The organism is Rhizobium sp. R634 (assembly GCF_002211305.1).
Lineage (GTDB): Bacteria > Pseudomonadota > Alphaproteobacteria > Rhizobiales > Rhizobiaceae > Rhizobium.
This window is the reverse complement of the sequence record NZ_LOKW01000012.1, coordinates 82457-107102: the sequence shown is the minus strand read 5'-3', so window position 1 is coordinate 107102 and position 24646 is coordinate 82457. Positions and strand designations below refer to the sequence as shown.

The 24646-nt window shown below is 61.0% G+C and carries 20 protein-coding genes and 1 pseudogene; 12 read left to right on the top strand and 9 right to left on the bottom strand.

What is annotated here, in order from left to right; genetic code table 11:
- Positions 1-18 precede the first annotated feature (18 nt).
- The 8 genes from nuoN (at position 19) to ATY77_RS14605 (ending at position 8697) form a co-directional block, all read left to right on the top strand.
- Positions 19-1464 carry an NADH-quinone oxidoreductase subunit NuoN gene (nuoN, locus tag ATY77_RS14640; RefSeq protein WP_088677243.1) on the top strand — a complete coding sequence of 482 codons (1446 nt, stop codon included), beginning with the start codon at positions 19-21 and terminating at the stop codon, positions 1462-1464.
- Positions 1464-2228, top strand: a complete 765-nt coding sequence (locus ATY77_RS14635; protein WP_088687902.1) for a biotin--[acetyl-CoA-carboxylase] ligase — start codon at positions 1464-1466, stop codon at positions 2226-2228. The genes nuoN and ATY77_RS14635 overlap by 1 nt, the downstream gene beginning before the upstream one ends.
- A 17-nt stretch (positions 2229-2245) precedes the next feature.
- Complete coding sequence (locus ATY77_RS14630) at positions 2246-3916, top strand: ribonuclease J (RefSeq protein WP_088687901.1); 1671 nt, start codon at positions 2246-2248, stop codon at positions 3914-3916.
- A 2-nt stretch (positions 3917-3918) separates the two neighbouring features.
- The gene (gene mce, locus ATY77_RS14625; protein ID WP_088687900.1) at positions 3919-4323 is read left to right on the top strand and encodes a methylmalonyl-CoA epimerase; all 405 of its coding nucleotides are present in this window, start codon (positions 3919-3921) and stop codon (positions 4321-4323) included.
- A gap of 169 nt (positions 4324-4492) precedes the next feature.
- Positions 4493-4768: a DUF1467 family protein gene (locus ATY77_RS14620; RefSeq protein WP_088688227.1), complete on the top strand. Its 276-nt coding sequence runs from the start codon at positions 4493-4495 to the stop codon at positions 4766-4768.
- Between the two features lie 588 nt (positions 4769-5356).
- Positions 5357-6679 (top strand): proline--tRNA ligase, encoded by a 1323-nt coding sequence (gene proS, locus ATY77_RS14615; protein WP_088677247.1) that lies wholly within the window; start codon positions 5357-5359, stop codon positions 6677-6679.
- A gap of 15 nt (positions 6680-6694) precedes the next feature.
- A complete protein-coding gene (locus tag ATY77_RS14610) occupies positions 6695-7999 on the top strand; it encodes a lipoprotein-releasing ABC transporter permease subunit (protein ID WP_088687899.1) in 1305 nt (434 codons plus the stop codon).
- A 14-nt stretch (positions 8000-8013) separates the two neighbouring features.
- Positions 8014-8697 carry an ABC transporter ATP-binding protein gene (locus tag ATY77_RS14605; protein ID WP_088687898.1) on the top strand — a complete coding sequence of 228 codons (684 nt, stop codon included), beginning with the start codon at positions 8014-8016 and terminating at the stop codon, positions 8695-8697.
- A gap of 8 nt (positions 8698-8705) precedes the next feature.
- On the opposite strand, the gene ATY77_RS14600 is transcribed toward ATY77_RS14605, so the two are convergent.
- Entirely contained in the window at positions 8706-9167 is a 462-nt protein-coding gene (locus ATY77_RS14600) for a DUF5680 domain-containing protein (RefSeq protein WP_088687897.1), read from the bottom strand.
- 489 nt (positions 9168-9656) lie between these two features.
- On the opposite strand from ATY77_RS14600, the gene dnaE reads away from it, so the two are divergent.
- Positions 9657-13154, top strand: coding sequence for a DNA polymerase III subunit alpha (dnaE, locus tag ATY77_RS14595; RefSeq protein ID WP_088687896.1), 3498 nt, complete (start codon positions 9657-9659; stop codon positions 13152-13154).
- Here the strand turns inward: dnaE and ATY77_RS14590 are convergent, their stop codons facing one another.
- The gene (locus ATY77_RS14590) at positions 13155-14399 is read right to left on the bottom strand and encodes a L,D-transpeptidase family protein (protein ID WP_088687895.1); all 1245 of its coding nucleotides are present in this window, start codon (positions 14397-14399) and stop codon (positions 13155-13157) included.
- A gap of 92 nt (positions 14400-14491) precedes the next feature.
- Entirely contained in the window at positions 14492-15784 is a 1293-nt protein-coding gene (locus tag ATY77_RS14585) for a DNA polymerase IV (RefSeq protein ID WP_088688226.1), read from the bottom strand.
- A 75-nt stretch (positions 15785-15859) separates the two neighbouring features.
- Between ATY77_RS14585 and ATY77_RS14580 the strand changes: the two genes are divergently transcribed.
- Positions 15860-16447: a GNAT family N-acetyltransferase gene (locus ATY77_RS14580; protein WP_088687894.1), complete on the top strand. Its 588-nt coding sequence runs from the start codon at positions 15860-15862 to the stop codon at positions 16445-16447.
- On the opposite strand, the pseudogene ATY77_RS33180 reads toward ATY77_RS14580, so the two are convergent.
- Positions 16422-17095: pseudogene (locus ATY77_RS33180) on the bottom strand (hypothetical protein). The gene ATY77_RS14580 and the pseudogene ATY77_RS33180 sit on opposite strands and share 26 nt — an antisense overlap.
- Positions 17096-17100: 5 nt before the next feature.
- The gene (locus tag ATY77_RS14570; RefSeq protein ID WP_088687893.1) at positions 17101-17409 is read right to left on the bottom strand and encodes a DUF3572 domain-containing protein; all 309 of its coding nucleotides are present in this window, start codon (positions 17407-17409) and stop codon (positions 17101-17103) included.
- 133 nt (positions 17410-17542) lie between these two features.
- On the opposite strand from ATY77_RS14570, the gene ATY77_RS14565 reads away from it, so the two are divergent.
- Positions 17543-17914, top strand: coding sequence for a response regulator (locus ATY77_RS14565; protein WP_003547430.1), 372 nt, complete (start codon positions 17543-17545; stop codon positions 17912-17914).
- A gap of 18 nt (positions 17915-17932) precedes the next feature.
- Positions 17933-19306 carry a PleD family two-component system response regulator gene (locus tag ATY77_RS14560; RefSeq protein ID WP_088687892.1) on the top strand — a complete coding sequence of 458 codons (1374 nt, stop codon included), beginning with the start codon at positions 17933-17935 and terminating at the stop codon, positions 19304-19306.
- A gap of 749 nt (positions 19307-20055) precedes the next feature.
- Here the strand turns inward: ATY77_RS14560 and rpmG are convergent.
- From rpmG to rnr, 4 genes are all read right to left on the bottom strand, one after another.
- Positions 20056-20223 (bottom strand): 50S ribosomal protein L33, encoded by a 168-nt coding sequence (rpmG, locus tag ATY77_RS14555; RefSeq protein WP_003587245.1) that lies wholly within the window; start codon positions 20221-20223, stop codon positions 20056-20058.
- 93 nt (positions 20224-20316) lie between these two features.
- A complete protein-coding gene (locus ATY77_RS14550) occupies positions 20317-21501 on the bottom strand; it encodes an MFS transporter (protein ID WP_088687891.1) in 1185 nt (394 codons plus the stop codon).
- A 249-nt stretch (positions 21502-21750) separates the two neighbouring features.
- Positions 21751-22203 carry a DUF983 domain-containing protein gene (locus ATY77_RS14545; protein ID WP_088687890.1) on the bottom strand — a complete coding sequence of 151 codons (453 nt, stop codon included), beginning with the start codon at positions 22201-22203 and terminating at the stop codon, positions 21751-21753.
- A gap of 69 nt (positions 22204-22272) precedes the next feature.
- Complete coding sequence (gene rnr, locus ATY77_RS14540; protein WP_088687889.1) at positions 22273-24645, bottom strand: ribonuclease R; 2373 nt, start codon at positions 24643-24645, stop codon at positions 22273-22275.
- Between the last annotated feature and the right edge of the window lies 1 nt (position 24646).

Below are 24646 nucleotides of genomic sequence, written 5' to 3'. Positions count from 1 at the left end.
TGACGGGACTTATTGGACATGACCGCTGAAACAATCCTCCTCAGTCTGCATCTTTCCGCGCCGGAGCTCATCCTCGCGGTCGGCGCCCTTGTCCTGCTGATGGTCGGCGTCTTCTCGGGTGAGCGGTCAGGCCCCGTCGTCACCGGCCTTGCTATCGTCCTGCTCCTGGCCTCCGGCCTGTGGCTGCTCTTCGTTCCGGCGGAGGGCCTCGCCTATGGTGGCGTCTATATGGCCGATGGCTTCTCCCGCTTCATGAAGCTGGTGGCGCTCATCGGTTCGCTGGTCGCCCTGTTCATGACGATCGGCCACGCTAGGGAAAATCAGCTCGACAAGTTCGAGTTCCCGGTCCTCCTGGTGCTGGCGACCCTCGGCATCTTGCTGATGATCTCGGCCAACGATCTGATTTCGCTCTATCTCGCACTGGAACTGCAGTCGCTGGCGCTCTACGTCGTCGCTGCGATCAACCGCGACAGCCTGAAGTCCACCGAAGCCGGCCTGAAATATTTCGTCCTCGGCGCTCTGTCCTCGGGCATGCTGCTCTACGGCATGTCGCTGGTCTACGGCTTCACCGGTCACACCCATTTCTCGGAGATCGCCCAGGCGCTGTCCGTCGAGGGTGCGCGTTCGCTCGGCCTCGTCTTCGGTCTGGTCTTCATTCTTGCCGGTATCGCCTTCAAGATTTCGGCCGTTCCGTTCCACATGTGGACGCCCGATGTGTATGAAGGTGCTCCGACGCCGGTCACCGCCTTCTTTGCCGCAGCCCCCAAGGTTGCCGCCATGGCGATGATGACACGCATCGTCATCACCGCTTTCCAGCCTGTTCTGGCGGACTGGCAGCAGGTCGTCGTCTTCATCTCGATCGCCTCGATGCTGCTCGGCTCCTTTGCCGCGATCGGCCAGAAGAACATCAAGCGACTGATGGCCTATTCCTCGATCGGCCACATGGGTTACGCTCTGGTCGGTCTTGCCGCCGGCAATCAGACCGGTGTTTCCGGCGTCATGCTTTACATGGTCATCTACATGATCATGACGCTAGGCACCTTTGCGATCATCATGTCGATGCGCCGCAAGGACGGCACCGTCGTCGAGAATGTCGACGATCTCGCCGGCCTCTCGACCACCAACCCCTTCATGGCTGTGGTGCTGACGGCGCTGATGTTCTCGCTTGCCGGCATCCCGCCGCTCGCCGGCTTCTTCGCGAAATATTTCGTTTTCGTCGCCGCCATCGAGGCCAAGCTCTACGCGCTCGCCATCATCGGCGTTCTCGCCTCGGTCGTCGGCGCGTACTACTATCTGCGCGTCATCAAGCTGATGTGGTTCGATGAAGCGACCGGCGAATTCGCTCGTGTCTCCGGCTCGTTACGCCTGGTCTTCGGTCTCTCCGGCCTCTTCGTCACCGCCTATGTTCTGATCGGCGGACCGATCGGCGGCGCGGCAGCGCTTGCCGCCGCGACGCTCTTTTGATGGCCTCCGACGGACGGCGCCGGATATCGCTCGGCGATTTCCGGCACGAGGCTCTGTCGGAAACATCGTCTACCAATAGCGAATGCCTCGCCCGGGCTCGGTCGGGCGATGGCGGGAATCTCTGGATAACCGCTGAAAGGCAAACCGGCGGCCGTGGCCGTCGCGGCCGACTATGGGTTTCCGAGCGCGGCAATCTCTATGCCTCTCTTCTCCTGATCGACCCCGCGCCGATGGAACGCCTTGGCTCCCTGCCGCTGGCGGTCGCCGTCGCCGTGCACCAGGCGATCCGCAGGGTGCTGCCGCCGGGCGCCGAGCCGCTCGAAGTCAAATGGCCGAACGACATTCTGATTGGTCGAAAGAAGACCTGCGGCATCCTCGTCGAAGGCGAGGGGCTGCCGGACGGGCGCTACGCGCTGATCGTCGGCATCGGCATCAATGTCTCGGTGATGCCCGATAATCCGCTCTATCCCGTCACCTGCCTGCGCGAGCAGGGGAGTGCGACTTCTCCTGAGGAACTCTTCGCCCATCTCTTCGCCGCGATGGCCGATGTGCTCGATATATGGGATCAGGGCCGCGGCATCGGCGAGATCACGGAGCGCTGGCGGACTATCGCCTGTGGCATCGGCGAAAAGATCACGGTCAATTTACCGGACCGGTCGATTTCCGGACAATTCGCCGGGATTGATGATAATGGCTTGTTGATGCTCGATACCGGCGCTGGCAGGATGATGTCTATTGCCGCCGGTGATGTGTTTTTTGGATAGCGGAAAAAACGAAAATTATGGCGAAACAGGACGAATTGGTATTCCTGCCTCTGGGCGGCGTTGGCGAGATCGGCATGAATCTCGCCCTTTACGGCTACGGCCCGCCTGAGCATCGCCAGTGGATCATGGTCGATTGCGGCGTCACCTTTCCTGGCCCCGACCTGCCGGGCGTCGATCTTGTGCTGCCCGATATCCGCTTCCTCGCCAGCGAGCGCAAGAACCTCAAGGCGATCATCATCACCCATGCCCATGAAGACCATTATGGCGCGCTTGCCGATCTCTGGCCGGGCCTCAACGTGCCGGTCTTCGCCTCGGGCTTTACCTCAGGCCTGCTCGAAGCCAAGCGCAATTTCGAGAAGGCAACGATCGGTGAAGTGCCGGTGACGCCGTTCAAGGCGGGCGACACGATCAATGTCGGCCCCTTCAGCATCGAGGGTGTGGCCGTCAACCATTCGATCCCCGAGCCGATGTCGCTGATGATCCGCACGCCGGCCGGCAATGTCATCCACACCGGCGACTGGAAGATCGACCACGAGCCTTCTCTCGGACCGCTGACTGATGAGACGCGCTTCCGCCAACTCGGCGACGAGGGTGTGCTGGCGCTGATGTGCGATTCCACCAATGCGCTGCGCGACGGTGTCTCGCCCTCCGAAAAGGATGTGTCTGAAAGCCTGCGCAAGATCATCGAGGATGCCGAGGGCCGGGTGGCGATCACCACCTTCTCGTCGAATGTCGGGCGTATTCGCACGGTTGCCGAAGCTGCCGAGGCGGCCGGCCGCGAAGTGCTGTTGCTCGGCAGCTCGCTGAAGCGCGTCGTCGATGTCGCTCAGGATATCGGCCTGATGGAAGGCGTGAAGCCCTTCATTTCCGAGGAAGAATACGGGTATATCCCGCGCGACAAGGTCGTCGTCATCCTGACCGGCAGCCAGGGCGAGGCGCGCGCAGCCCTTGCCAAGCTTTCCCGTGACGAGATGCGCAATGTGGCGTTTGCGGCCGGCGATATCGTCGTCTTCTCCTCGCGCGCGATTCCCGGCAATGAGAAGGCGATCCAGGACATCAAGAACGGCCTCGTCGAACAGGGTGTGCACATCATCACCGACACGGAGGCGCTGGTCCACGTTTCCGGCCATCCCCGCCGCAACGAATTGCAGAGGATGTACGAGTGGACGCGGCCGAAGATCGTCGTCCCCGTGCATGGCGAGGCGACGCATCTGACGGCCCACAAGGAACTTGCCGAACAATCCGGCATTGCCGTCGTGCCGCGCGTGCGCAATGGCGACATCCTGCGGCTGGCGCCCGGTCCCGTCGAGGTGATCGGCGAGGCGCCGCATGGCCGCATCTACAAGGATGGTATGCTGATCGGCGATTTCGACGAGATGGGCATCGGCGAGCGCAAGAAGCTCTCCTATGTCGGCCATGTCGCGGTCAGCATCGTGCTCGATGCGCGCTATGACATCATCGGTGATCCTGATCTCGTTTCGATCGGCCTGCCTGTTTATGACGACGAGGGCGACGAGATGGAAGATACGCTCTACGACGCGGCGATCGGCGCCATCGAAAGCATTCCGCGAGCCCGCCGCAAGGATATCGACATGCTGCAGGAAGCCGTGCGCCGCGCCGTCCGCGCCGCCGCGAACCAAACCTGGGGCAAGAAGCCTGTCGTTACCGCCTTCGTCACCAAGGTCTGATCATGCTCGGCCGGGTGAACCATATCGCCATTGCCGTTCCTGATCTCGCCGCGGCGACGGCCGCCTATCGCGATACGCTGGGTGCTGCCGTTTCTGAGCCGCAGGCCCTGCCTGAGCATGGCGTCACCGTTGTCTTCGTCGAATTGCCGAACACCAAGGTCGAATTGCTGCAGCCGCTCGGCGATGCCTCGCCGATCGCAGCCTTCCTCGAAAAGAACCCTTCCGGCGGTATGCACCACATCTGCTATGAGGTGGAAGATATTCTTCTTACTCGTGATCGGCTGGTCGAGGCAGGAGCTAGGGTGCTTGGTGACGGCCAGCCGAAGACCGGCGCGCATGGCAAGCCGGTGCTCTTTCTGCACCCCAAGGATTTCTTCGGCACGCTGATCGAACTCGAACAGGCCTGAGCGCTGCGGCAGAGTGACCTAACGGTGGTCAAACATTTCCTTCGCTTTGAGTTGGCCGCCATTCCGCCGTATAAGGATGCTTCAGGGCAATTCCAGCAGCAATGCGCTGGGCTTGCGTCTTGAGTTGCGCAAAGACTGCGGTGCCGAACCGGCATGAATGGGAACCATGATGCTCCAGATTTTTCTCCAGGGATTTGCCGTCTATTTCATCATTTGGTGGATGACACTCTTCGCGGTCCTGCCGATCGGCCTGCGCACCCAGGCCGAGGATAACGACGTGGTGCTTGGCACCGTTCCGAGCGCGCCCACCCGTTTTCGCGCCGGCTTCGTCTTTTCACTGACGACGCTGATCTCGGCTGTGATCTACGGCGTCTGGTATGTTTCCGACACCTATTTCGGCTGGGGCTTCGATGCTCTTCCACAATTCGGGCCGAGCTTCTATTAGGAAGCGGCTTTTGCTCAAAGTTTGAGCAGATGTAAATTCGGCAGACGGTATACCGTCATACCGATGTCATATTGTTACGGCAAAGAGCTCCGTAACGTAATGAGGCCTGCTTTCTTGTGAAGGAGGAGGGGCTTTTAGGAAATGGAGAAAGCCGAAAAACCAAAAAAAAAACAAGGCTAAAAGCCTTGTTTTAAGTATCGCGTGATCTGTAACCGTTGCCGGGGCTGCGACGAGCGCGCCTAAGATCTGATCCTCCCAAGACTTGACCGCGAAATGGCAAGAATTAACTTCCTTGCCTGTTTTGTGAGCTAAAGCTAGCTCAAACATTGGGCTTTGTCATTACCTTTTTTTGCATTTTTGCTACACCCTAGCAAAATTTTTCTGTTGACAAGATTTTCGTTCAAGTCCTTATAAACACGCGCTTTTTTATGCCCGTTCATTTTGCGGGTGCGAACATGCGCGTGCGGGAGGTTTCCAAGGTCCGTTGCGGGTTTCCTTCCTGCCGCGAAGCGGCTATGAACGCTCCCGACATTAACAATTGTCTTCGATTCCGCTTCTCCGCGGGATCTCAACTGTCCGGAATCCGCCATGCGTCTGTCCCGTTATTTCTTGCCCATCCTCAAGGAAAACCCCAAGGAGGCGGAAATCGTCTCCCACCGGCTGATGTTGCGCGCCGGCATGATCCGCCAGCAGTCACAGGGCATCTATTCCTGGCTGCCGCTCGGCAAGCGCGTGCTCGACAAGGTCAACGCCATCATTCGTGAGGAGCAGAACCGCGCCGGTGCCATCGAGCTGTCGATGCCGACCCTGCAATCGGCCGAGCTCTGGCAGGAAAGCGGCCGCTACGATGCCTACGGCAAGGAGATGCTGCGCATCAAGGACCGCCAGGATCGGCCGATGCTCTACGGTCCCACCAACGAGGAGATGGTGACGGATATTTTCCGTTCTTCCGTCAAGTCCTACAAAGACCTGCCGCTCAACCTCTACCACATCCAGCTGAAGTTCCGTGACGAGATCCGCCCGCGCTTCGGCACCATGCGCTCGCGCGAATTCATGATGAAGGACGCTTATTCCTTCGACCTGACGCGCGAAGGGGCGGAGCATTCCTATAACAAGATGTTCGCCGCCTACCTCAGAACCTTCGATCGGCTCGGCCTGCGCGCCATCCCGATGCGCGCCGATACCGGCCCGATCGGCGGCAATCTCAGCCATGAATTCATCATCCTCGCCGATACCGGCGAATCCGAGGTCTTCTGCCATAAGGACTTCGTCGGCTTCGATATTCCTGGCGACAACACCGATTTCGACAGCGTCGAGGGTCTGAAGTCGATCTTCGACAAGTGGACCTCGCTCTATGCGGCGACCTCGGAAATGCACGACGAGGCGGCCTTTAACGCCGTTCCCGAAGGCGACCGCCTGTCGGCGCGCGGCATCGAGGTTGGCCACATCTTCTATTTCGGCACGAAATATTCCGAGGCGATGGGCGCGAAAGTGCAGGGGCCTGACGGCAAGGAACACTTCGTTCACATGGGTTCCTACGGTATCGGCCCGACACGCCTTGTTCCCGCCATCATCGAAGCATCGCATGATGACAACGGAATCATCTGGCCGGCGTCGGTCGCGCCCTTCGATGCCGTCGTGATCAACATGAAGGCGGGCGATCAGGCCTGTGACGATACCTGCGAGCTGATCTATGCCGCGCTGACCAAGGCCGGCAAGGACGTGCTCTACGACGATACCGACGACCGGGCCGGCACGAAGTTCGCGACTGCCGACCTGATCGGCGTGCCCGTCCAGATCATCGCCGGCCCGCGCGCGGTCGCGAACGGCGAAGTGGAGGTAAAGGACCGCAAGACGGGTGCCCGCGAAACGATGACCATCGAAGCGGCAATCAACAGGTTCGTGGCTTAAGGAAACGGAGGCGAAATGGCAGAGGCAGCAGTGGACCGGAGTTCAAAATCCGGCTTGGGTCCGGCTGGCAAGCCATTTTCCACCTTCGAACGTCTCGTCGCCTGGCGCTATCTGCGCGCCCGGCGCAAGGAAGCCTTCATCTCGGTCATCGCCGGCTTCTCCTTCGTCGGCATCATGCTGGGTGTCGCGACGCTGATCATCGTCATGGCTGTCATGAACGGCTTCCGCACCGAGCTCGTCTCGCGCATCCTCGGCATCAACGGTCATATGATCGTGCAGCCGGTCGACGGGCCTTTCACCGACTATGCCGACCTTGCCAGCAGGCTCGCAGCTGTGCCCGGCGTCAAGATGGCGCTGCCTTTGGTGGAAGGCCAAGTGCTTGCCTCCGCCCAGGCCGGCGGCAGTACCGGCGCGCTGGTGCGCGGCGCCCGCGCCGATGATCTGACCAAGCTCAAGACGATTTCCGAGAACATCAAGTCGGGCGACATGGTGGGCTATGCCTCCGGTGAAGGCGTCCTCATCGGCACCCGCATGGCCGATCAGCTTGGTCTTCGCGTCGGCGACCTGATCACGCTGACGTCGCCGGACGGCGACATTACGCCGATGGGTGTCAGCCCGCGCGTCAAATCCTACAAGATCTCCGGCCTCTTCGAGATCGGCATGTCGGAATATGATTCCTCGATCATCTTCATGCCGCTGGAGGAAGCGCAGCTCTTTTTCAATGCCGAGGGGCTGGTGCAGTCGATCGAGCTCTTCGTCGACAATCCCGACGATATCGACAATCTGAGGCCCAAGGTGGAAGAAGCTGCCGGCCGCCAGATTGCCATCACCGACTGGCGCCAGCGCAACCAGACCTTCTTCTCGGCGCTGCAGGTCGAGCGCAACGTCATGTTCATGATCCTGACGCTGATCGTGCTGGTTGCGGCCCTGAACATCATTTCCGGCCTCATCATGCTGGTGAAGGACAAGGGCAGCGATATCGCCATCCTGCGCACCATGGGCGCCAGCGCCGGCGCCATCATGCGCATCTTCTTCATGACCGGGGCGGCGATCGGTATCGTCGGCACCATTGCCGGCGTGCTACTCGGCGTGCTCGTCTGCGTCAACATCGAATCCATCCGTCAGTTTTTCTCGTGGGTCTCGGGCGAAGTAATCTTCAATCCGCAGGTCTATTTCCTCAGCCAACTGCCGGCGGAGATGGATCTCAGCGAAACGATCTCGATCGTCGTCATGGCACTGACGCTCTCCTTCATCGCGACCATCTTCCCGGCCTGGCGCGCCTCCAGGCTCGATCCGGTGCAGGCCCTGCGCTACGAATAAGGAATGCCGCCTTCATGAAACGCAACGTCGTTCTCAAGCTTACCGGCGTCGAGCGCCATTACGGGCAGGGCGATACGCTGCTCGCCATCCTGAAAGGCGCGGATTTCTCGCTGTCGAAAGGCGAGATGGTCGCGCTCGTTGCTCCCTCCGGCACCGGCAAGTCGACGCTGCTGCATGTCGCGGGTCTGCTCGAACATCCCGACGGCGGTGAAGTCACCATCAATGGCCACGCCTGCGACGGCCTTTCCGACGAGAAGCGTACCGCGATCCGCCGTAGCGAAATCGGCTTCGTCTACCAGTTCCACCACCTGCTGCCGGAATTTTCCGCACTTGAGAACATCATGATGCCGCAGCTGATCGCCGGGCTGTCCTGGAAGGAAGCCGGAGAGCGGGCCGGCCAGCTTCTCGATTACATGCGCATCGGCCACCGAGGCGCCCATCGCCCTGGCGAACTTTCCGGCGGCGAGCAGCAGCGCGTCGCAATCGCCCGCGCCGTCGCCAATGCGCCGACCCTGCTTCTGGCCGACGAGCCGACCGGCAATCTAGACCCGGAAACGGCAAGCTACGTCTTCGATGCGCTGGAGGCGCTGGTGCGCCAGTCGGGCCTTGCAGCTCTCATCGCCACACATAATCACGAGCTTGCCCGGCGAATGGATCGGCGCGTGACGATCTCCGACGGAAAGATCGTCGATTTCTGAGGTCGGCTTCAAGGGATAACCAGACCGCCGCAATAATCGAGCACATAAGCTTTTCGGCCGTCGACCATGATGCATTCATGGCCGCTGAACCTGTTGCAGCCACCTTCGCTGCGGTCGATATAGCGGCCGAGCGGATGGTCGAATTCCATGCCGCCGAGAAACCGGCCTTGCCGATACATTGCCGAGAGAGCTGCCTTGATCACCGTCCCGGCCGCGCGCCCATCGATGAGGTCAGGGGCGATGACGCAGCCGAAATAGTTCATCGCCCATACGGGCTCCCCGAACCACACCACCTCCTGTCCGGCGAAATCGGTACCGCCGAAATAGTTGTCGAGATAGCGCCAATCGCCGCGTTCATATCCGATATCGTGAGAGCCCGGCCGGCAAGGTAGGCGAGGCACACCATCGCCGACATAGGTGGCGGCCTTGGCCTCTACGATAAAGTCGTTCAGCATCGTGGTGTCGAGCATTGTCGTCTTCCCCTGACTCATCCGTTATACATGTAACACGGCAAAAAGAACATAAGAAGAACAAAATCGCGAGTGAGGTCGCCGTTGCTAGATGATCAGCGCGGACCGGTTTTCAGTCGAGACACCGAGCCGGTTGACGAAGGCATTCTCACACCAGTGCCGAGCAAAGCTGATTCGCACGCGCCCCACGGGATTTTTCAAACGCAACCATGAAGGAAAAGATTCCTGTTGACATCGGAACATAGATGGAACAAATTAAAAACATAACGAGTAAAGGAGAGCCAAATGACTGACATGATCCGTGATATCGCAGCATTCACCTCCATCGCAATGTTCGTTGCTAGCTTTTCGCTGATCGTCATCGCCATCTAAAGTTTTCAGGGGATCGCATGGCAGCCATGCGGTCCGGACGCGGGACTTCTTCTGGACATCATCGCCCTCAATGCCGACAATGCGTCCGATTCATTCGGGTGATTGGGAAGGCATTTCATGGCGGAGACGGCAAAAGGTTCTACGGCTGAGGCGACCGGCGGCACGCCGGGCTTCATCCACCTGAGGGTCCACTCCGCCTATTCGCTCCTCGAGGGCGCGCTGCCTCTCAAGAAGATCCTCTATAAGGCGACCGGCGACAGTCAGCCGGCGATCGCCATCACCGACACCAACAATCTGTTCATCGCGCTGGAATTCTCTCAGAAGGCGATGGACGAGGGTCTGCAGCCGATCATCGGCTGCCAGGTCTCGATCGACATGGAAGACGGGCTGGAAACGGAAAAGCGCGGCGGCCAGCAGGCGCTAGTCAAGCTACCGTCGATCGTTCTTCTTGCTGCGACAGAGGCTGGTTACGAACGGCTGGTCGATCTCGTCAGCCGCGCCTATCTCGGCGGCGAGGGCAATCAGGCCATCCATGTCCGCGCGTCATGGCTGGAGGAGGCGGGCACCGAGGGGCTGATCGCCCTGACCGGTGCGCTCACCGGACCGGTCGACGCGGCGATTAAGGAAGGCCATGCCGCCCAGGCGGAAGCTCGACTGCTCCTGCTGAAGCGCCTCTTCGGCGACAGGCTCTATGTCGAACTGCAGCGCCACGGCACCTACGACAAGCGGCATGAGCAGAAGATTGTCGGGCTCGCCTATGCGCACGACTTGCCGCTGGTGGCGACCAACGAGGCCTTCTTCCCGACGCGCGACGATTACGATGCCCATGATGCGCTGATGGCGGTCGCGCACAACGCCATCGTCTCCGACGACAGCCGCTTTCGCCTGACCCCGGATCACTACCTGAAGAGCCGCGCCGAGATGGCCAAGCTTTTTGCCGACCTGCCGGAAGCGCTGGAGAATACGATCGAGATCGCCAGGCGCTGCTCCTTCGTGCTGAAGACGCGGAAGCCGATCCTGCCGCGCTTCACCGGCGCCACCGACGATGCCGAGGAGGCCGAGCGCGCCGAGGCCGGCGAATTGCGCCGCCAGGCGGTCGAAGGGCTCGATATGCGGCTTGCCACGCTCGGCATGTCGCCGGGCTACGAAGAAAAGGATTATCGCGAGCGGCTGGAATTCGAGCTCAGCGTCATCGAGCGTATGCGCTTCCCCGGCTACTTCCTCATCGTTGCCGACTTCATCAAATGGGCCAAGCAGCATGACATTCCGGTCGGGCCCGGCCGCGGTTCGGGCGCCGGTTCTCTGGTCGCCTATGCATTGACGATCACCGACGTCGATCCTCTGCGCTTCTCGCTGCTCTTCGAGCGCTTCCTCAATCCGGAACGCGTTTCGATGCCGGACTTCGACATCGACTTCTGTCAGGACCGCCGCGAAGAGGTGATCCGCTACGTCCAGGCCAAATATGGCCGCGAGCAGGTGGCGCAGATCATCACCTTCGGTTCGCTGCAGGCGCGCGCAGCGCTGCGCGACGTCGGCCGCGTGCTCGAAATGCCCTATGGCCAGGTCGACAAGATCTGCAAGCTGGTGCCGAACAACCCGGCCAATCCGACGCCGCTCTCCAAGGCGATTGAGGAAGAGCCGAAGCTGCAGGAAGAGGCGGCAAAGGAGCCTGTGGTCGCGCGCCTGCTCGACATCGCCCAGAAGATCGAGGGGCTTTACCGCCATGCCTCGACGCATGCCGCCGGCATCGTCATCGGCGACCGGCCGCTGTCCAAGCTCGTGCCGATGTATCGCGATCCGCGCTCCGACATGCCGGTTACCCAGTTCAACATGAAGTGGGTGGAGCAGGCTGGCCTCGTAAAGTTCGACTTCCTCGGACTGAAGACGCTGACGGTCTTGAAGGTCGCGGTCGATTTCGTCGCCAAGCGCGGCATCAATGTCGATCTCGCCTCCATTCCTCTCGATGATAAACCGACCTACGAGATGCTGTCGCGCGGCGAGACGGTTGGCGTGTTCCAGGTGGAAAGTGCGGGCATGCGCAAGGCCCTGATCGGCATGAAGCCGGACTGCATCGAGGACATCATTGCGCTGGTGGCGCTCTATCGTCCGGGCCCGATGGAGAACATCCCTACCTACAACGCCCGCAAGCACGGTGACGAAGAGCTGGAATCGATCCATCCGATGATCGACCACCTGCTCAAAGAAACCCAGGGGGTCATCGTCTATCAGGAACAGGTGATGCAGATCGCCCAGGTCCTGTCCGGTTATTCGCTCGGAGAAGCCGATCTTTTGCGCCGCGCCATGGGTAAGAAGATCAAGGCCGAAATGGACCAGCAGCGCGAACGCTTTGTCGATGGCGCCGTCAAGAACGGCGTATCGAAGCCGCAAGCCGACAATATCTTCGAACTGCTGGCGAAGTTCGCCAATTACGGCTTCAACAAGTCGCATGCCGCCGCCTACGCCATCGTCTCCTACCAGACGGCCTATATGAAGGCGCATTATCCGGTCGAATTCCTCGCCGCCTCGATGACCCTCGACATGTCCAACACGGAAAAGGTCAATGATTTCCGTCAGGACGCCAAGCGTCTCGGCATCGAGGTGATCGCCCCTTCGGTGCAGACCTCCTTCCGCCATTTCGAAACCGGCGACAACCGCATCTATTATGCGCTCGCCGCCCTCAAGGGTGTCGGCGAATCCGCCGTCGACCATGTCGTCGAGGTGCGGGGCGATAAGCCCTTTGCCAGCATCGAGGATTTCTGCCTGCGCATCGATCCGCGCCAGGTGAACCGCCGCGTGCTCGAAAGCCTGATCTATGCCGGCGCCTTCGATTGCTTCGGCACGGACCGCGCGCAGCTGGCAGCCGGCCTCGACCGTGTCCTCGGTTACGCCCAGCGCGCCCAGGAAAACAAGCTGAGCGGCCAGTCGGATATTTTCGGCAGCACGCTGACGTCAGGGCCGGAGAAGATCTCTCTGCCGCCCTATTCACCCTGGCTGGCTTCGGAGCGGCTGCTCAAGGAATTCCAGGTGCTGGGCTTCTATCTGACCGCCCACCCGCTCGATTCCTACAACAACATCCTGCAGAAGATGCGCGTGCAGACATTCGCCGAGTTCTCGTCCGCCATCAAGCAGGGCGCCACCAATGCGCGCCTTGCCGGAACCGTCATCTCGAAGCAGGAGCGCAAGACCCGCACCGGCAACAAGATGGGCATCATCGTCTTTTCGGATTCGTCGGGCCAGTTCGAGGCCGTGCTGTTTTCGGAGATGCTGAACCAGTATCGCGACATACTGGAATCGGGAAAATCCTTCCTGCTGACGGCGACCGGGGAGGAGCGGCCGGAGGGTATCGGTTTGCGCATCCAGACGATCCAGTCGCTGGAGGAAAAGTCGCTGCAGATGCAGAAGGCGCTGCGCGTCTATGTCAGAGATTCCGGGCCGCTGAAAATGGTGGCCGGCCATCTCAACGCCAAGGGCGACGGCCTCGTTTCCTTCATCGTCATCAAGGAAGAGGGCAAACGCGAGGTGGAAGTGGCGCTGCCGGAGAAATACCGCATCACGCCTGAGATCGCCGCCGCTCTTCGCGCCGCTCCGGGAGTGGTGGACGTCGAACTTGTTTGATCAGCCCCGGGTGATCGTGATGAAATTCGTGCCTTCGCCGGTCTCTGTGCCGACGCCGGTATCGGAGATCGTCAGCGTCGAGCCCGGCGCGATCAGCGCGTCGATCTTGCTGCGGGTCTCCTCGGGGATCTCGATGCGGCTGAGCGAGCGGGCAATCGGTCGGCCCGTGAGGATCGAGCTTTCCTGGTTGGTGATGCCGAGCCGTTTCATCGTCTCGCGGGACAGGTTGTTCGTGAGCGTCACGCCGAGCCATTCCGCCGTGCCAGCGGTCTCGTCGACCGCATGCAGCGTGAAGAAATGCGTGCCGAGCGCCAGGCCAGGATCTGCGATCGTGACCGGGGCTTCGAATATCGGCTTGAATGCCCGCCGCACCATGATGACGCCGTTCGGCGGCGCGCCCTTGCCGGCGGCGGCGTAGACGGCCTTGAGCAGCGTATCGGAGATCAGGCTCCTGTCGCCGTCAAATTCCGCCGGCCGCAGCGTCTTGAAGGCCTTGATCGCCTGCACGGTCGTCGGGCCGAGAAGTCCGTCGGGATCACCGGCGGAAAAGCCGAGCTGGTTGAGAAGGGTCTGGATGTCGATGACCGTCTCGCGTAGGGTGCGGCGGGTGATCAGCATGCTGATCGGCTCGGACGGCGGCTCGGTCTTCGGCGATGCAGCCGGCATCGGTATCGCGGCCGTATCGTTCATCGCCACCTGCACCGGCATTTGCGGGCTGACAGGCATTGCAGGCCGCAGCTCGACGTCGGAAAGCAGCGGCATCGCCGCCGGCATATCCGGATGGAAAAGAGTGGGATGGTCGATCGGCTGCGGCGCCAATTCGCCGTCGCTGATAATGACCGGGATACCGGTGCCGGTCATGCCGTAGAGCATTTTTGCAAAAGCCCCGGGCATGCGCACGCAGCCATGTGAGGCCGGATAACGCGGCACCGAATTGGATTCGTGCAGCGCGATGCCGGACCATGTCAGCCGCTGCATGAAGGGCATCGGCGCGTTCGAATAGATGTTGGATTCGTGATATCTCTGCTTTTCGAGCACCGAGAAGATGCCGCTCGGCGTCGTGTGGCCGTCCTTGCCGGTCGAGACCTTCGAGGTCGTGACGACCTCGGTGCCGTCATAGACCGCAAGCGACTGCTTGCTCTTCGAGACGAAGATCTGCAGCGTGCGTGCATCCGCGGCAAAAGCAGGGTGCACGAGTGCTGTGGCCGACAGCAAGCCGAGGCCTAGGGCGAGACGCGAAAACATGATACCCAACCATACGCAATACTGGTCCGGCACATTATGGGACGAAGTTTAAGGAAGATTTTATAGGCGGGATGGCGAGCTGAGCTCACGCTTTAATGATCACGCTTGCCGCTGCCGAACGTATAGCCGGTCTCGACCGTGCTCTTGCCGAACTTGTCGCGCAGCTTGTCCATCGCTGCTTCGGCGGCCGCTCGCCGGCCGGATTGTCTGTCGATCAGATCCGGCGGGTCGGCGCGGGCGGCATCGCCGAGATCGGTGACGCCGATGCCGAGCAGGCGGAACTTCGTACCATCAGTCTCTTTTTCAAGAAGCTCGAGCCCGATGCGGAAGATCCTGTCGGCAAGCTGGGTCGGGTCTTCGAGCTTGCGGTTGCGCGTGCGTATCTTGAAGTCGGCGCTCTTCAGCTTCAGCACAACGGTCTGCCCGGCAATATCGTTTTTCTTCAGCCGCCATGAGACCTTTTCGGAAAGGTTGCGCAGGATCGGCACCAGATCGTCATAACGTGAAATGTCGTCGAAAAAGGTCGTTTCGGCCGAGACACTCTTGGCCGCATCGTTGAGATGCACCTCGCGGTCGTCAACGCCGCGCGACAGCCGGGCGAGCCGCTGGCCGATGCTGCCGTAGCGGCGCATAAGGTCGTTCTCCTCCATCTGCTGCAACTGGCCGATGGTGCGGATGCCGTCCGCCTCGAGCGTTGCCGCAAAGGCCTTGCCGACGCCCCAGATGGTCGTGACGGGACGCGGTGCCAGAAATTCCACCGCTTCGTCCCGGCCGATGATGGAAAAGCCGCGCGGTTTCTGCAGATCGGAAGCAACCTTGGCGAGGAATTTGCAATAGGAAAGCCCGACAGAAACGGTGATGCCGATCTCTTTTTCGACACGGCGGGCGAATTTGGCGAGCGTGCGCGCCGGCGGATCGTGATGCAGCCTCTCCGTGCCGCCAAGCTCCAGGAAGGCTTCGTCGATCGACAGCGGCTGCACCAGCGGCGTCAGGTCCTGCATCATCGCCCGCACTTGGCGCCCAACCCGGACATATTTCTCCATGTCGGGGCGGATGACGATCGCCTCGGGACATGCCTCCAGTGCCTTGAACATCGGCATCGCCGAACGCACGCCATGGATGCGGGCGATGTAGCAGGCGGTGGAGACGACACCGCGTTTGCCGCCGCCGATGATCACCGGCTTGTCGGCAAGTTCGGGATTGTCGCGTTTTTCGACCGCCGCATAGAAGGCGTCGCAGTCGATATGGGCAAGCGTCAAGGCGTAGAGTTCGCGATGGCGCGCGAGACGGGGGCTGCCGCAGGACACGCAACGGCGCGCTTCGCCCTTCTGCTCGGCAAGGCAGTCGCGACAGAAGCCGGGTGTCTTGTCAGGGGCGGATGTCATCATGAGAACAAAGATTGAACGTGGCGACGTTACGCCTTAAGCTTACGAGTCTCAAGAGAGGCCGGAGCTTTGCCTTTGGATAACGATCTTTGTTTCGAGCCGGTAACGGCAGAGCGCTGGGGCGATTTCGAAATCCTGTTCGGGCCGCAGGGCGCCTTCTATAATTGCTGGTGCGTCGCGCTACGCCTTCCGCATGCGGTGAAGACGAAAATGTCGGCCGAGGAGCGCAAGGCGCATATCCGGGACCGGATCCACGCAGGCCCGCCGCCGGGCATTCTCTGTTACGCCGAGGGCGCGCCGGCCGCCTGGGTGCAGGTCGGGCCGCGCTACGATGTGCCGCAGTTCAATTCGCTGCGTACAGTCTCGCGACCGCTGGAGGAGGGTGACGCGCATGATCCATCGATCTGGGCCGTCAGTTGCTTCTTCCTGCTGCCGAAACTCCGCGGCAAGGGATTAAGCCATCGCCTGCTCGCCGGCGCGATCGACCATGCGCGGCGCCACGATGCACGGCTCCTCGAAGCCTGCCCGATCGATCATGTGAAGCAGTCGAAATCCGTGACACTCTGCATCGGCTCGACGGCGATCTTCGATGCAGCCGGTTTCGAGACGGTGGCAAGGCGCAAGGATGGCCGTCCGCTCATGCGGCTGGAGCTGCGCGATTGAGCGTGCCGGAAAGGAATGCGCCTCGATGAGTGCGGCCGCATGGGTCCAGTCGGTGGCCCGGGTGATGTCATCGGCCGCTGCCGGTGCGAAACGGTGGACGGGTGAACTCGGCATCAGGTGAATGAGCAGGCAATCGGGGACGTGATCCCTGACGGAATGCAGATTGCGCGCCATATCATCGATGAAGACGACAGGAAGGGAGCGGCTGGCATGCAATGCGTGAACGATCGGCCCTTTGGGCTGTTCACTGGCAAGCAGCGGAAAGAGAAGGCCTATTCTGTCGAGCAGTCGTCGGCGCTGATCCTGAAACCGCGGCGGCATCGCCGTCAGGAAAAGGATGTCGGCCTCTTGCGAAAGCCGATCGAGTGTCTCGACGACCTGATCGAGCGGCGTCTGCCACAGCTCCTGCGATTCGAAGAATTCTTCGATCAGCCGGCTGACATGCTGGTCCTCGATCTCCGCGCCATTCGCCATCGAGACGATGTTGCCGTGGAGACGGAACGATCGCGGCAGGAATTCATGGCCCAGGCTTTGAATGAAAAGCTGGAAAGGGCCGATGAACTGCAGCACGACATCGTCGACGTCGCAGACGATCAGCGGCCGTTCGCCGAGGCGGATATGCGAGATGTCGAGTTCCGCTGCGCCGATCACCGTCAATACTCTCCGGAATCGAGGCAGGGCGAGGAAAAATGCCGCCAGGCGGCGGTCACCGCCTCCGGGCTGATGCCACTCGCCGTGCAGAAGGCCATCGCCGTCGGTTCGTGGTTCATCAGGAAATCCATCAAGCCGGCGAGAAATCCCGGATCGTTGACGGCGCCCCGCACTTGGGCAGGGGCCACACCGGTGAGCGCGAGGAAGCGGCCGAACATCTCGGCGTCGTCGGCAAGCCAGCCAAGAACGGCGATCGCCGTCTCGTGCGGGTCGGCGGCTTGTTGTTTCGAGGTCTTGAAGTTGCTTTGCATTTCGAGGGGTAAGTTACCTTTTCTTCAACCAAATACCGGTAGCGTGCGCTATCGGTTTCACGGAGCTATTTGTCCGCATGTGCATTTCTCATGGGACGAACGACTGCGCGAACGGACGTAGGGACAGCTTGTCATGCCCAAACAGGTGATGATTGTAGAAGATAACGAGCTGAACATGAAGCTCTTTCGCGACCTGATCGAGGCGTCTGGCTATACCACGATTCAGACGAGAAACGGCATGGAGGCGCTCGATCTGGCGCGCAAGCATCGCCCTGACCTCATCCTCATGGATATCCAGCTTCCCGAGGTCTCCGGCCTGGAAGTCACCAAATGGCTCAAGGAAGACGACGAGCTGCACGTGATTCCCGTGATCGCCGTCACCGCTTTCGCGATGAAGGGCGACGAGGAGCGGATCCGCCAGGGCGGCTGCGAGGCTTATGTTTCCAAGCCGATCTCGGTTCCGAAATTCATCGAGACGATCAAGACCTATCTGGGCGATGCCTGACGCATCGGAAAGACCGTTATGACTGCGCGAATACTGGTGGTTGACGATATTCCGGCCAACGTGAAGCTGCTCGAAGCGCGGCTGCTGGCGGAATATTTCGACGTGATGACCGCAGCCGACGGCTACGAGGCCCTGGCGATCTGCGAGCGCAACCAAGTCGATCTGATCCTGCTCGACATCATGATGCCCGGGATCGATGGTTTCGAGGTCTGCGAGCGGCTGAAGGCCAGCCAGAGAACCGCCCATATTCCTGTCGTCATGGTCACCGCGCTCGACCAGCCCGCCGATCGCGTGCGCGGTCTGAAGGCCGGCGCCGATGATTTCCTGACCAAGCCGGTCAACGACCTGCAGCTGATCTCCCGGGTAAAGAGCCTGCTTCGGCTGAAGACCTTGAGCGATGAACTGCGCATCCGCGCCGATACCGCCCATACGATGGGCATGGACGACCTGATGCGGGGAGGCGAGGGCCGCGCCGACGAGGCCGGCCAGGTGCTTCTCGTCGACGGCCGCGCCAATTCGCAGGAGCGCATCGTCAAAGCGCTGAAGCCCGTCGCCGACGTGATTGCCCTTTCCGATCCGCAGGCTGCCCTCTTCGAGGCGGCCGAAAACGCGTTCGATCTCGTCATCGTCAACGCCAATTTCGACGATTACGATCCGCTTCGCCTCTGCTCGCAACTGCGTTCGCTGGAACGCACGCGCTTTCTGCCGATCCTGATCATCACCGAGCAGGGCGCCGACGAGATGGTCGTTCGCGCGCTCGATCTCGGCGTCAACGACTACATCATCCGCCCGGTCGATCCCAATGAGTTGGTGGCCCGCAGCCTGACGCAGATCCGTCGCAAGCGCTACAACGACCGCCTGCGCAACAGCGTCAAACAGACGATCGAGCTTGCCGTGACCGATCCGCTGACCGGTCTCTACAACAGGCGCTACCTCGATAATCACCTGAACGTGCTTTTCAACCGTTCGATGGCGCGTGGCCGGCCGCTCTCGGTGCTGATCACCGATATCGACCGCTTCAAGCAGGTGAACGACACCTACGGTCATGATGGCGGCGATGAGGTGCTGCGGGAATTCGCAAACCGCGTGCGCTCGACCATTCGCGGCGCCGATCTCGCCTGCCGCTATGGCGGCGAGGAATTCGTCGTCGTGATGCCCGATACCTCGCCGGAAATTGCCGCTGCCGTCGCCGAGCGTCTGCGTGCGGCGGTCGAAAGCGCGCCCTTCCTGCTGAAACATTCCGGTCAGGCGCTGAACGTCACCGCTTCCTTCGGCATATCCTCACGTATTGCAGCCGTCTTGACCCCTGATCAGCTGATGAAGCAGGCGGATCTGGCTCTCTACGAGGCCAAGAATACAGGCCGCAATCGCGTGGTCGCCGCAGCCGCCTGACGAATCATTTGCCGCCTTAGCCGCGCTTTCCGGGTTTTCCACTGCGGTAAGCAAATTGTTACCGATTTTTAATCCCGGCCGGGAAAAGGCAGGGTGAAAAATTTGCAACTCAATAGCCCAAAAATGGACAGCCTGCGTTGCTGTGATGTGCTGGCGCGCGATAGTTTTTGAAACCGTCCGTTCATCGCTGCTGATGAATTAGAAACTATAAAAATTAGCGGGTGCCAACAAGGCTAAATAGAGTGACAGGGCGTCACCTCACGTAAGGGGAGCGGCGGCGTAAGTTATTATCTTATATTGCCGAATTTCTTCGGGAACGTGAGCGTTGCGCTCTAAAGTCAAGCAGAGCCAATGATTCTTTGTATGTTCCAAAACTGGACTTTTAACCATAGAATCAGACTCAGATTTTTTACCATTAAGAATTTGTTGATTTTCTTTCATTTTTGCGCAAATTATCGCTCATAAGAGAAGCGCTCCCGTGGAGGAGTTGTCGATACCCCATGATGCTCAGGTCCGCCGCATCTCCTGGGTCGTGGGGTCGGTCGGCTAGTAGGCAAGCTATAGCGGTTCCTCGTGCCGTTTTGCATGCTGGCCGACCCCCTTTCAATAAAACGCCGTCACTTCCCGAAGATGGAAGGGCGGCGTTTTGTCTGTTTGCGCTATCATATTCCAGGAAAGCTACTGGGCGGAACAACAAAAAACGCGCAACCCGAGGGCGCGCGTCTTTTTGAAAATCCCTGGATCAGTGATTACTTGATCTTGGTTTCCTTGAACTCGACATGCTTCTTAGCAATCGGGTCGTACTTCGTCTTCGTCATCTTGTCCGTCATCGTACGGCTGTTCTTCGTCGTGACGTAGAAGAAACCGGTGTCGGCTGTCGACAGCAGCTTGATCTTGATTGTTGTAGCCTTGGCCATGCTCGTCCTGCCTTTAAGAAAATGAAAGCCGTGGAAGCCGGATGGGGCTCCACGGCAAATTCTGGCGCGAAACTACGAATCCCGCCTGAAAAGTCAAGTCCGTTTTCGAATGAACATCAACCTGATGCCGGAAAGTAGGGCATAGAGGCCGAAGAAAGCGGCGATTGCCCAGGCAAAACCGTTATTTCCCGCGACATCGATCGCCGCGCCGATCGCCTGCGGCCCGGCCACCGTTCCCATGGCATAACAGAAGACGAAGGCGGCGTTGGCCGCCGCAAGGTCGGAGCCCGTCAGCCGCGATCCGAGATGGCTGAGGCCGACCGTATAAAGGCCGGAGACGCATCCGCCCCAGAAAAGCAGGATACCGGCCATCAGCAGCCAGTTGTTGACCAGTACCGGCAGCATCATCGAGCCGACGAATCCCATGAGCGCCATGCCCGCCAGAAGCGGCCGCTTGTCTCTGATGCGGTCGGAGAGCAAGCCGAGCGGGATCTGGAAGATGACGTTGCCGACGCCCATCATCGTCAGCAGCAGCGCCGCTTGCGATTCGGTGAAGTGGGCGCGCACGGCAAAGATCGGGAAAAGCGATAGTCCGCCCGCTTCGACCGCACCGAAGATGAAGACGGCCGCCGTCGCCGTCGGCACGAGAAATACGTAGCGCATGAAATGCAGCTCCGGTTTTTCCTCGAGTATCGGGCTTTCGTCGCGGGCGATGAAGATCGGAATGGCGGCAAGCAGGATGGCGCCGGCGCCGATCAGAAAGGGGAGGATGCCGTCGCTGCCGAGCAGCGAAAAGAGCAGCGGTCCGGCCGCGAAACCCAGGGAGAGCACCGTCGCATAAATGCCGAGCACGAAGCCGCGCTTGGAAGGCGGCGAGGCGGCGTTGATCCAGAATTCGGAGAGGATGAACAGCGTGGTCGTGGCGCCGTGGAAGGCGAAACGCAGCGGAAACCACATCCAGAAATCCTGGGCGTAGTAGAAGCCGAGCGCACTCAGCGCCGAAATCAGCACGGCCCAGAGCATCGTCGGGGCAACGCCGTATTTATGGGCGAGCTTGGTGGTAATAGGCGCGGCGGCCATCGCAGCAACCCCGGCCATCGCCGTGTTGAGCCCGATCAGGGTGGAGGAGATGCCGCGTTTTTCGAGGATGATGCTGAGGAGGGGCAGTCCGAGGCCGATTGCTATGCCGACGGCTGAAATGGACGAGACGGCTGCCACCAGAGAAGGCCAATGAATTTCTTCGAGATCGCCTGGTGTGCCGTTTCTCGGCTGAGACATTTATCCATCCTTAGAAAGCTGCGCGAGCGAATCGACCTCTCGCCTCACATAGAAAGACACAGACGTGCCAAATCCAGGTGACGAGCAGCGTTTCGCAGTATTTCCGATGTGATCTGCGGAATGTAAAGCCTGTTCAGACAAGAAAAGCTTACCATGTCAAGTCGTTGCGGATAATCGACTGCCGCGTATCGGTGGTGGTCGGTGGAGGGCTGCCACTACACGCTAAATATGTCTGGAAGGTGAAGGCGCTCAATCCGGCCGGCGAGGAAGGTTGTAATCGTCGGGACTGTCGCTCTCTCCGCCGAAGCCATGCATGCGCAGCGCCCATTGCAGGCCGATGACGCCGCCCTTGATCGGCTGGATCGAGGCAAGCGCGGTGATGACGGTGATCGGCGCCCAGATGGCAAGATGGACCCATACCGGCAGCAGGAAAGTCATGTCGGTCAGCGTATAGCCGCCGACCACGACGTGGCCGAGGACGAGGATGACGATATAAGGCGGCAGATCGTCGGAGCGATGGTGATGCATCGCCTCGCCGCAGGCGGCACAATGATCCACAGGCTTCAGGAAGGCGCGAAAGAGCTTGCCGTTGCCGCAGGCCGGGCAGCGGTTCAACAGCCCGCGCATGATGGAACGCCCAAGCGGACGCTCGGCCTCGGGTCTATCCCCGTAGCGGACGACCGGATCGGTCGGTGTGCTCATCGCGTCTTCCTCTTTCAAGCCAAAAGCACCGGTTCATCATCGGACCATCGCTGCTTTCGGCACGATGCCTCAGCGGCGCCCGCGCGGTGGCCGCGTTCCCGGCTTCTTGCGAACCTGGCCCCTCTCGCGGCGGCCGGCCTTATGGAAGGAACGCACCGCCGCCGGCATCTCACGCCCCTCGCTCAGCATCTCGAAGCGCAGCGCGCCGGCCAGCGGAATTGCCTCGGCAAGCTTCACGGTGACGCTGTCGCCGAGGCGATAGCCGAGCCCCGTCTTTTCTCCGGAAAGAGCCTGATGCGCCTCGTCATAGATGAAATAGTCGGTGCCGAGCGTAGATATAGGGACGAAACCGTCGGCGCCATAGTCCGGCAAGGAGATAAAGAGTCCCGATTTCGTCACCCCGGAGACACGGCCGGCAAACTCCTCGCCGACGCGGGTGCTGAGGTGGTGGGCGATCAGCCGGTCGATGGTCTCACGCTCGGCCGCCATGGCGCGACGCTCGAATGTCGAGATTTCGGCGGCGATATCGTCGAGCGTGGCTTCTTCCTCGGGGGTGATGCCGCCTTCGCCGAAGCCCAGCGAGCCGACGAGCGCGCGGTGCACGATGAGGTCGGCATAGCGGCGGATCGGCGAGGTGAAGTGCGCATACTTCATCAGGTTCAGGCCGAAATGGCCGATATTCTCAGGGCTGTAGATCGCCTGGCTCTGCGAGCGCAGCACCATCTCATTGACCATCGTCTGGTGCGCCGTGCCTTCCGCCTTCGCCAGAATGCCGTTGAAGCTGTTGGCGCGCACGTTGCCGCCCTTGGGGAGCGAGATGCCGAGGGTCGCCAGGAACTCGCGCAGGACCTCCTGCTTGGCAAGCGTCGGGCCGTCATGGATGCGATAGACCAGCGGCTGGCGCTTCTTTTCCAGCGTCTCGGCGGCGGCGACATTCGCCTGGATCATCATCTCTTCGATCAGCTTGTGCGCATCGAGCCGCGGCGGCACGAAGACCCGGTCGACGGTGCCGTCGGGCTTCAGCAGGATCTTGCGCTCCGGCATGTCGAGTTCCAGCGGCTGGCGCCGGTCGCGTCCGCGCTTCATCACCTCATAGGCGTGCCAGAGCGGCTTCAGGATCGGCTCGAGCATCGGTCCCGTCTTGTCGTCGGGATTACCGTCGATCGCCGCCTGGGCCTGCTGGTAGGAAAGCTTGGCCGCGCTCTTCATCATGACGCGATGGAAGGTGTGGCCGATCTTGCGGCCTTCTCCCGAGAAACTCATGCGAACCGCAAGCGCCGGGCGGTCGACGCCTTCCTTCAGCGAGCAGAGATCGTTGGAGATGCGCTCCGGCAGCATCGGCACGACGCGATCCGGGAAATAGACGGAATTGCCGCGCTTCAGCGCCTCGCGATCGAGCGGCGACTTGGGACGGACATACCAGGAGACGTCGGCAATGGCGACGGTAACGATGACGCCGCCGGGATTGTCGGGCGAGACGTCGAGCTCGGCATAGACGGCGTCGTCATGGTCCTTGGCGTCGGCCGGATCGATGGTGATCAGCGGCACGTCGCGCCAATCCTCGCGATGCGACATCGTGGCGGGCTTTGCGGCTTCCGCCTCGGCGATCGCGGCCGGCGGGAAGACATGCGGGATGCCATGCGCATGGATGGCGATCATCGAGATCGCCTTTTCCGAGCCGACGGAGCCGACCACGGAAAGAACCTTGGCGCGCGGCAGGCCGAAGCGGCCGAGGCGGGCGATTTCGATCTCGACCAGATCGCCGTCCTTGGCGCCGCCGGTATAGTCCGGATCGATCACCATCTCCTCGCCGCGCCGCTCGATCGGCAGCAACCGGCCGCCGCCGCCCGGCGCACTGCGGAAAACACCCATTGAGGCGCCGCGGCGCTTGTCGATCACCTTGATGATGCGCGCCGTATAGGCCGGCCCGCCGCGATCGACGGCCGGGAAGATCTTCGCCAGGATGCGGTCGCCGAGGCCGGCGACGGGCGCCTTGCCCTTGCCCTGGCGGCCCGCAGGCGATTGCTGGCGAATGGCGACGGCAGGCGCCACGCCCTGATCCTCAGGCCATTCCGCCGGCCGGCCAATCAGATCGCCGTCCTTGTCGCGGGTGGTGATATCAAGAACGGTAACCGGCGGTAGCGCGCCTGGACGGATCAGCGACTTGCGGTTCTTCTGCAGCATGCCTTCCTGTTCGAGCTCCTGCAGCATGTGCTTGAGCTCGACGCGATTGTCACCCTTGAGGCCGAAAGCCTTGGCGAGTTCGCGCTTCGAAGCCTTCTGCGGATGATCGGCGATGAAACGCAGGATCACCTCGCGCGAAGGCAGCGCGCCGTGGACGATGTTCAGCGGCTCGACGGCGGGAGCATCCTTGCCGGCGCGGCCGATCTTGCCAGGGCGTTTGCCCGCAGGGTTCGTTCTCTCGCGCGGTGTTCTGCTCACG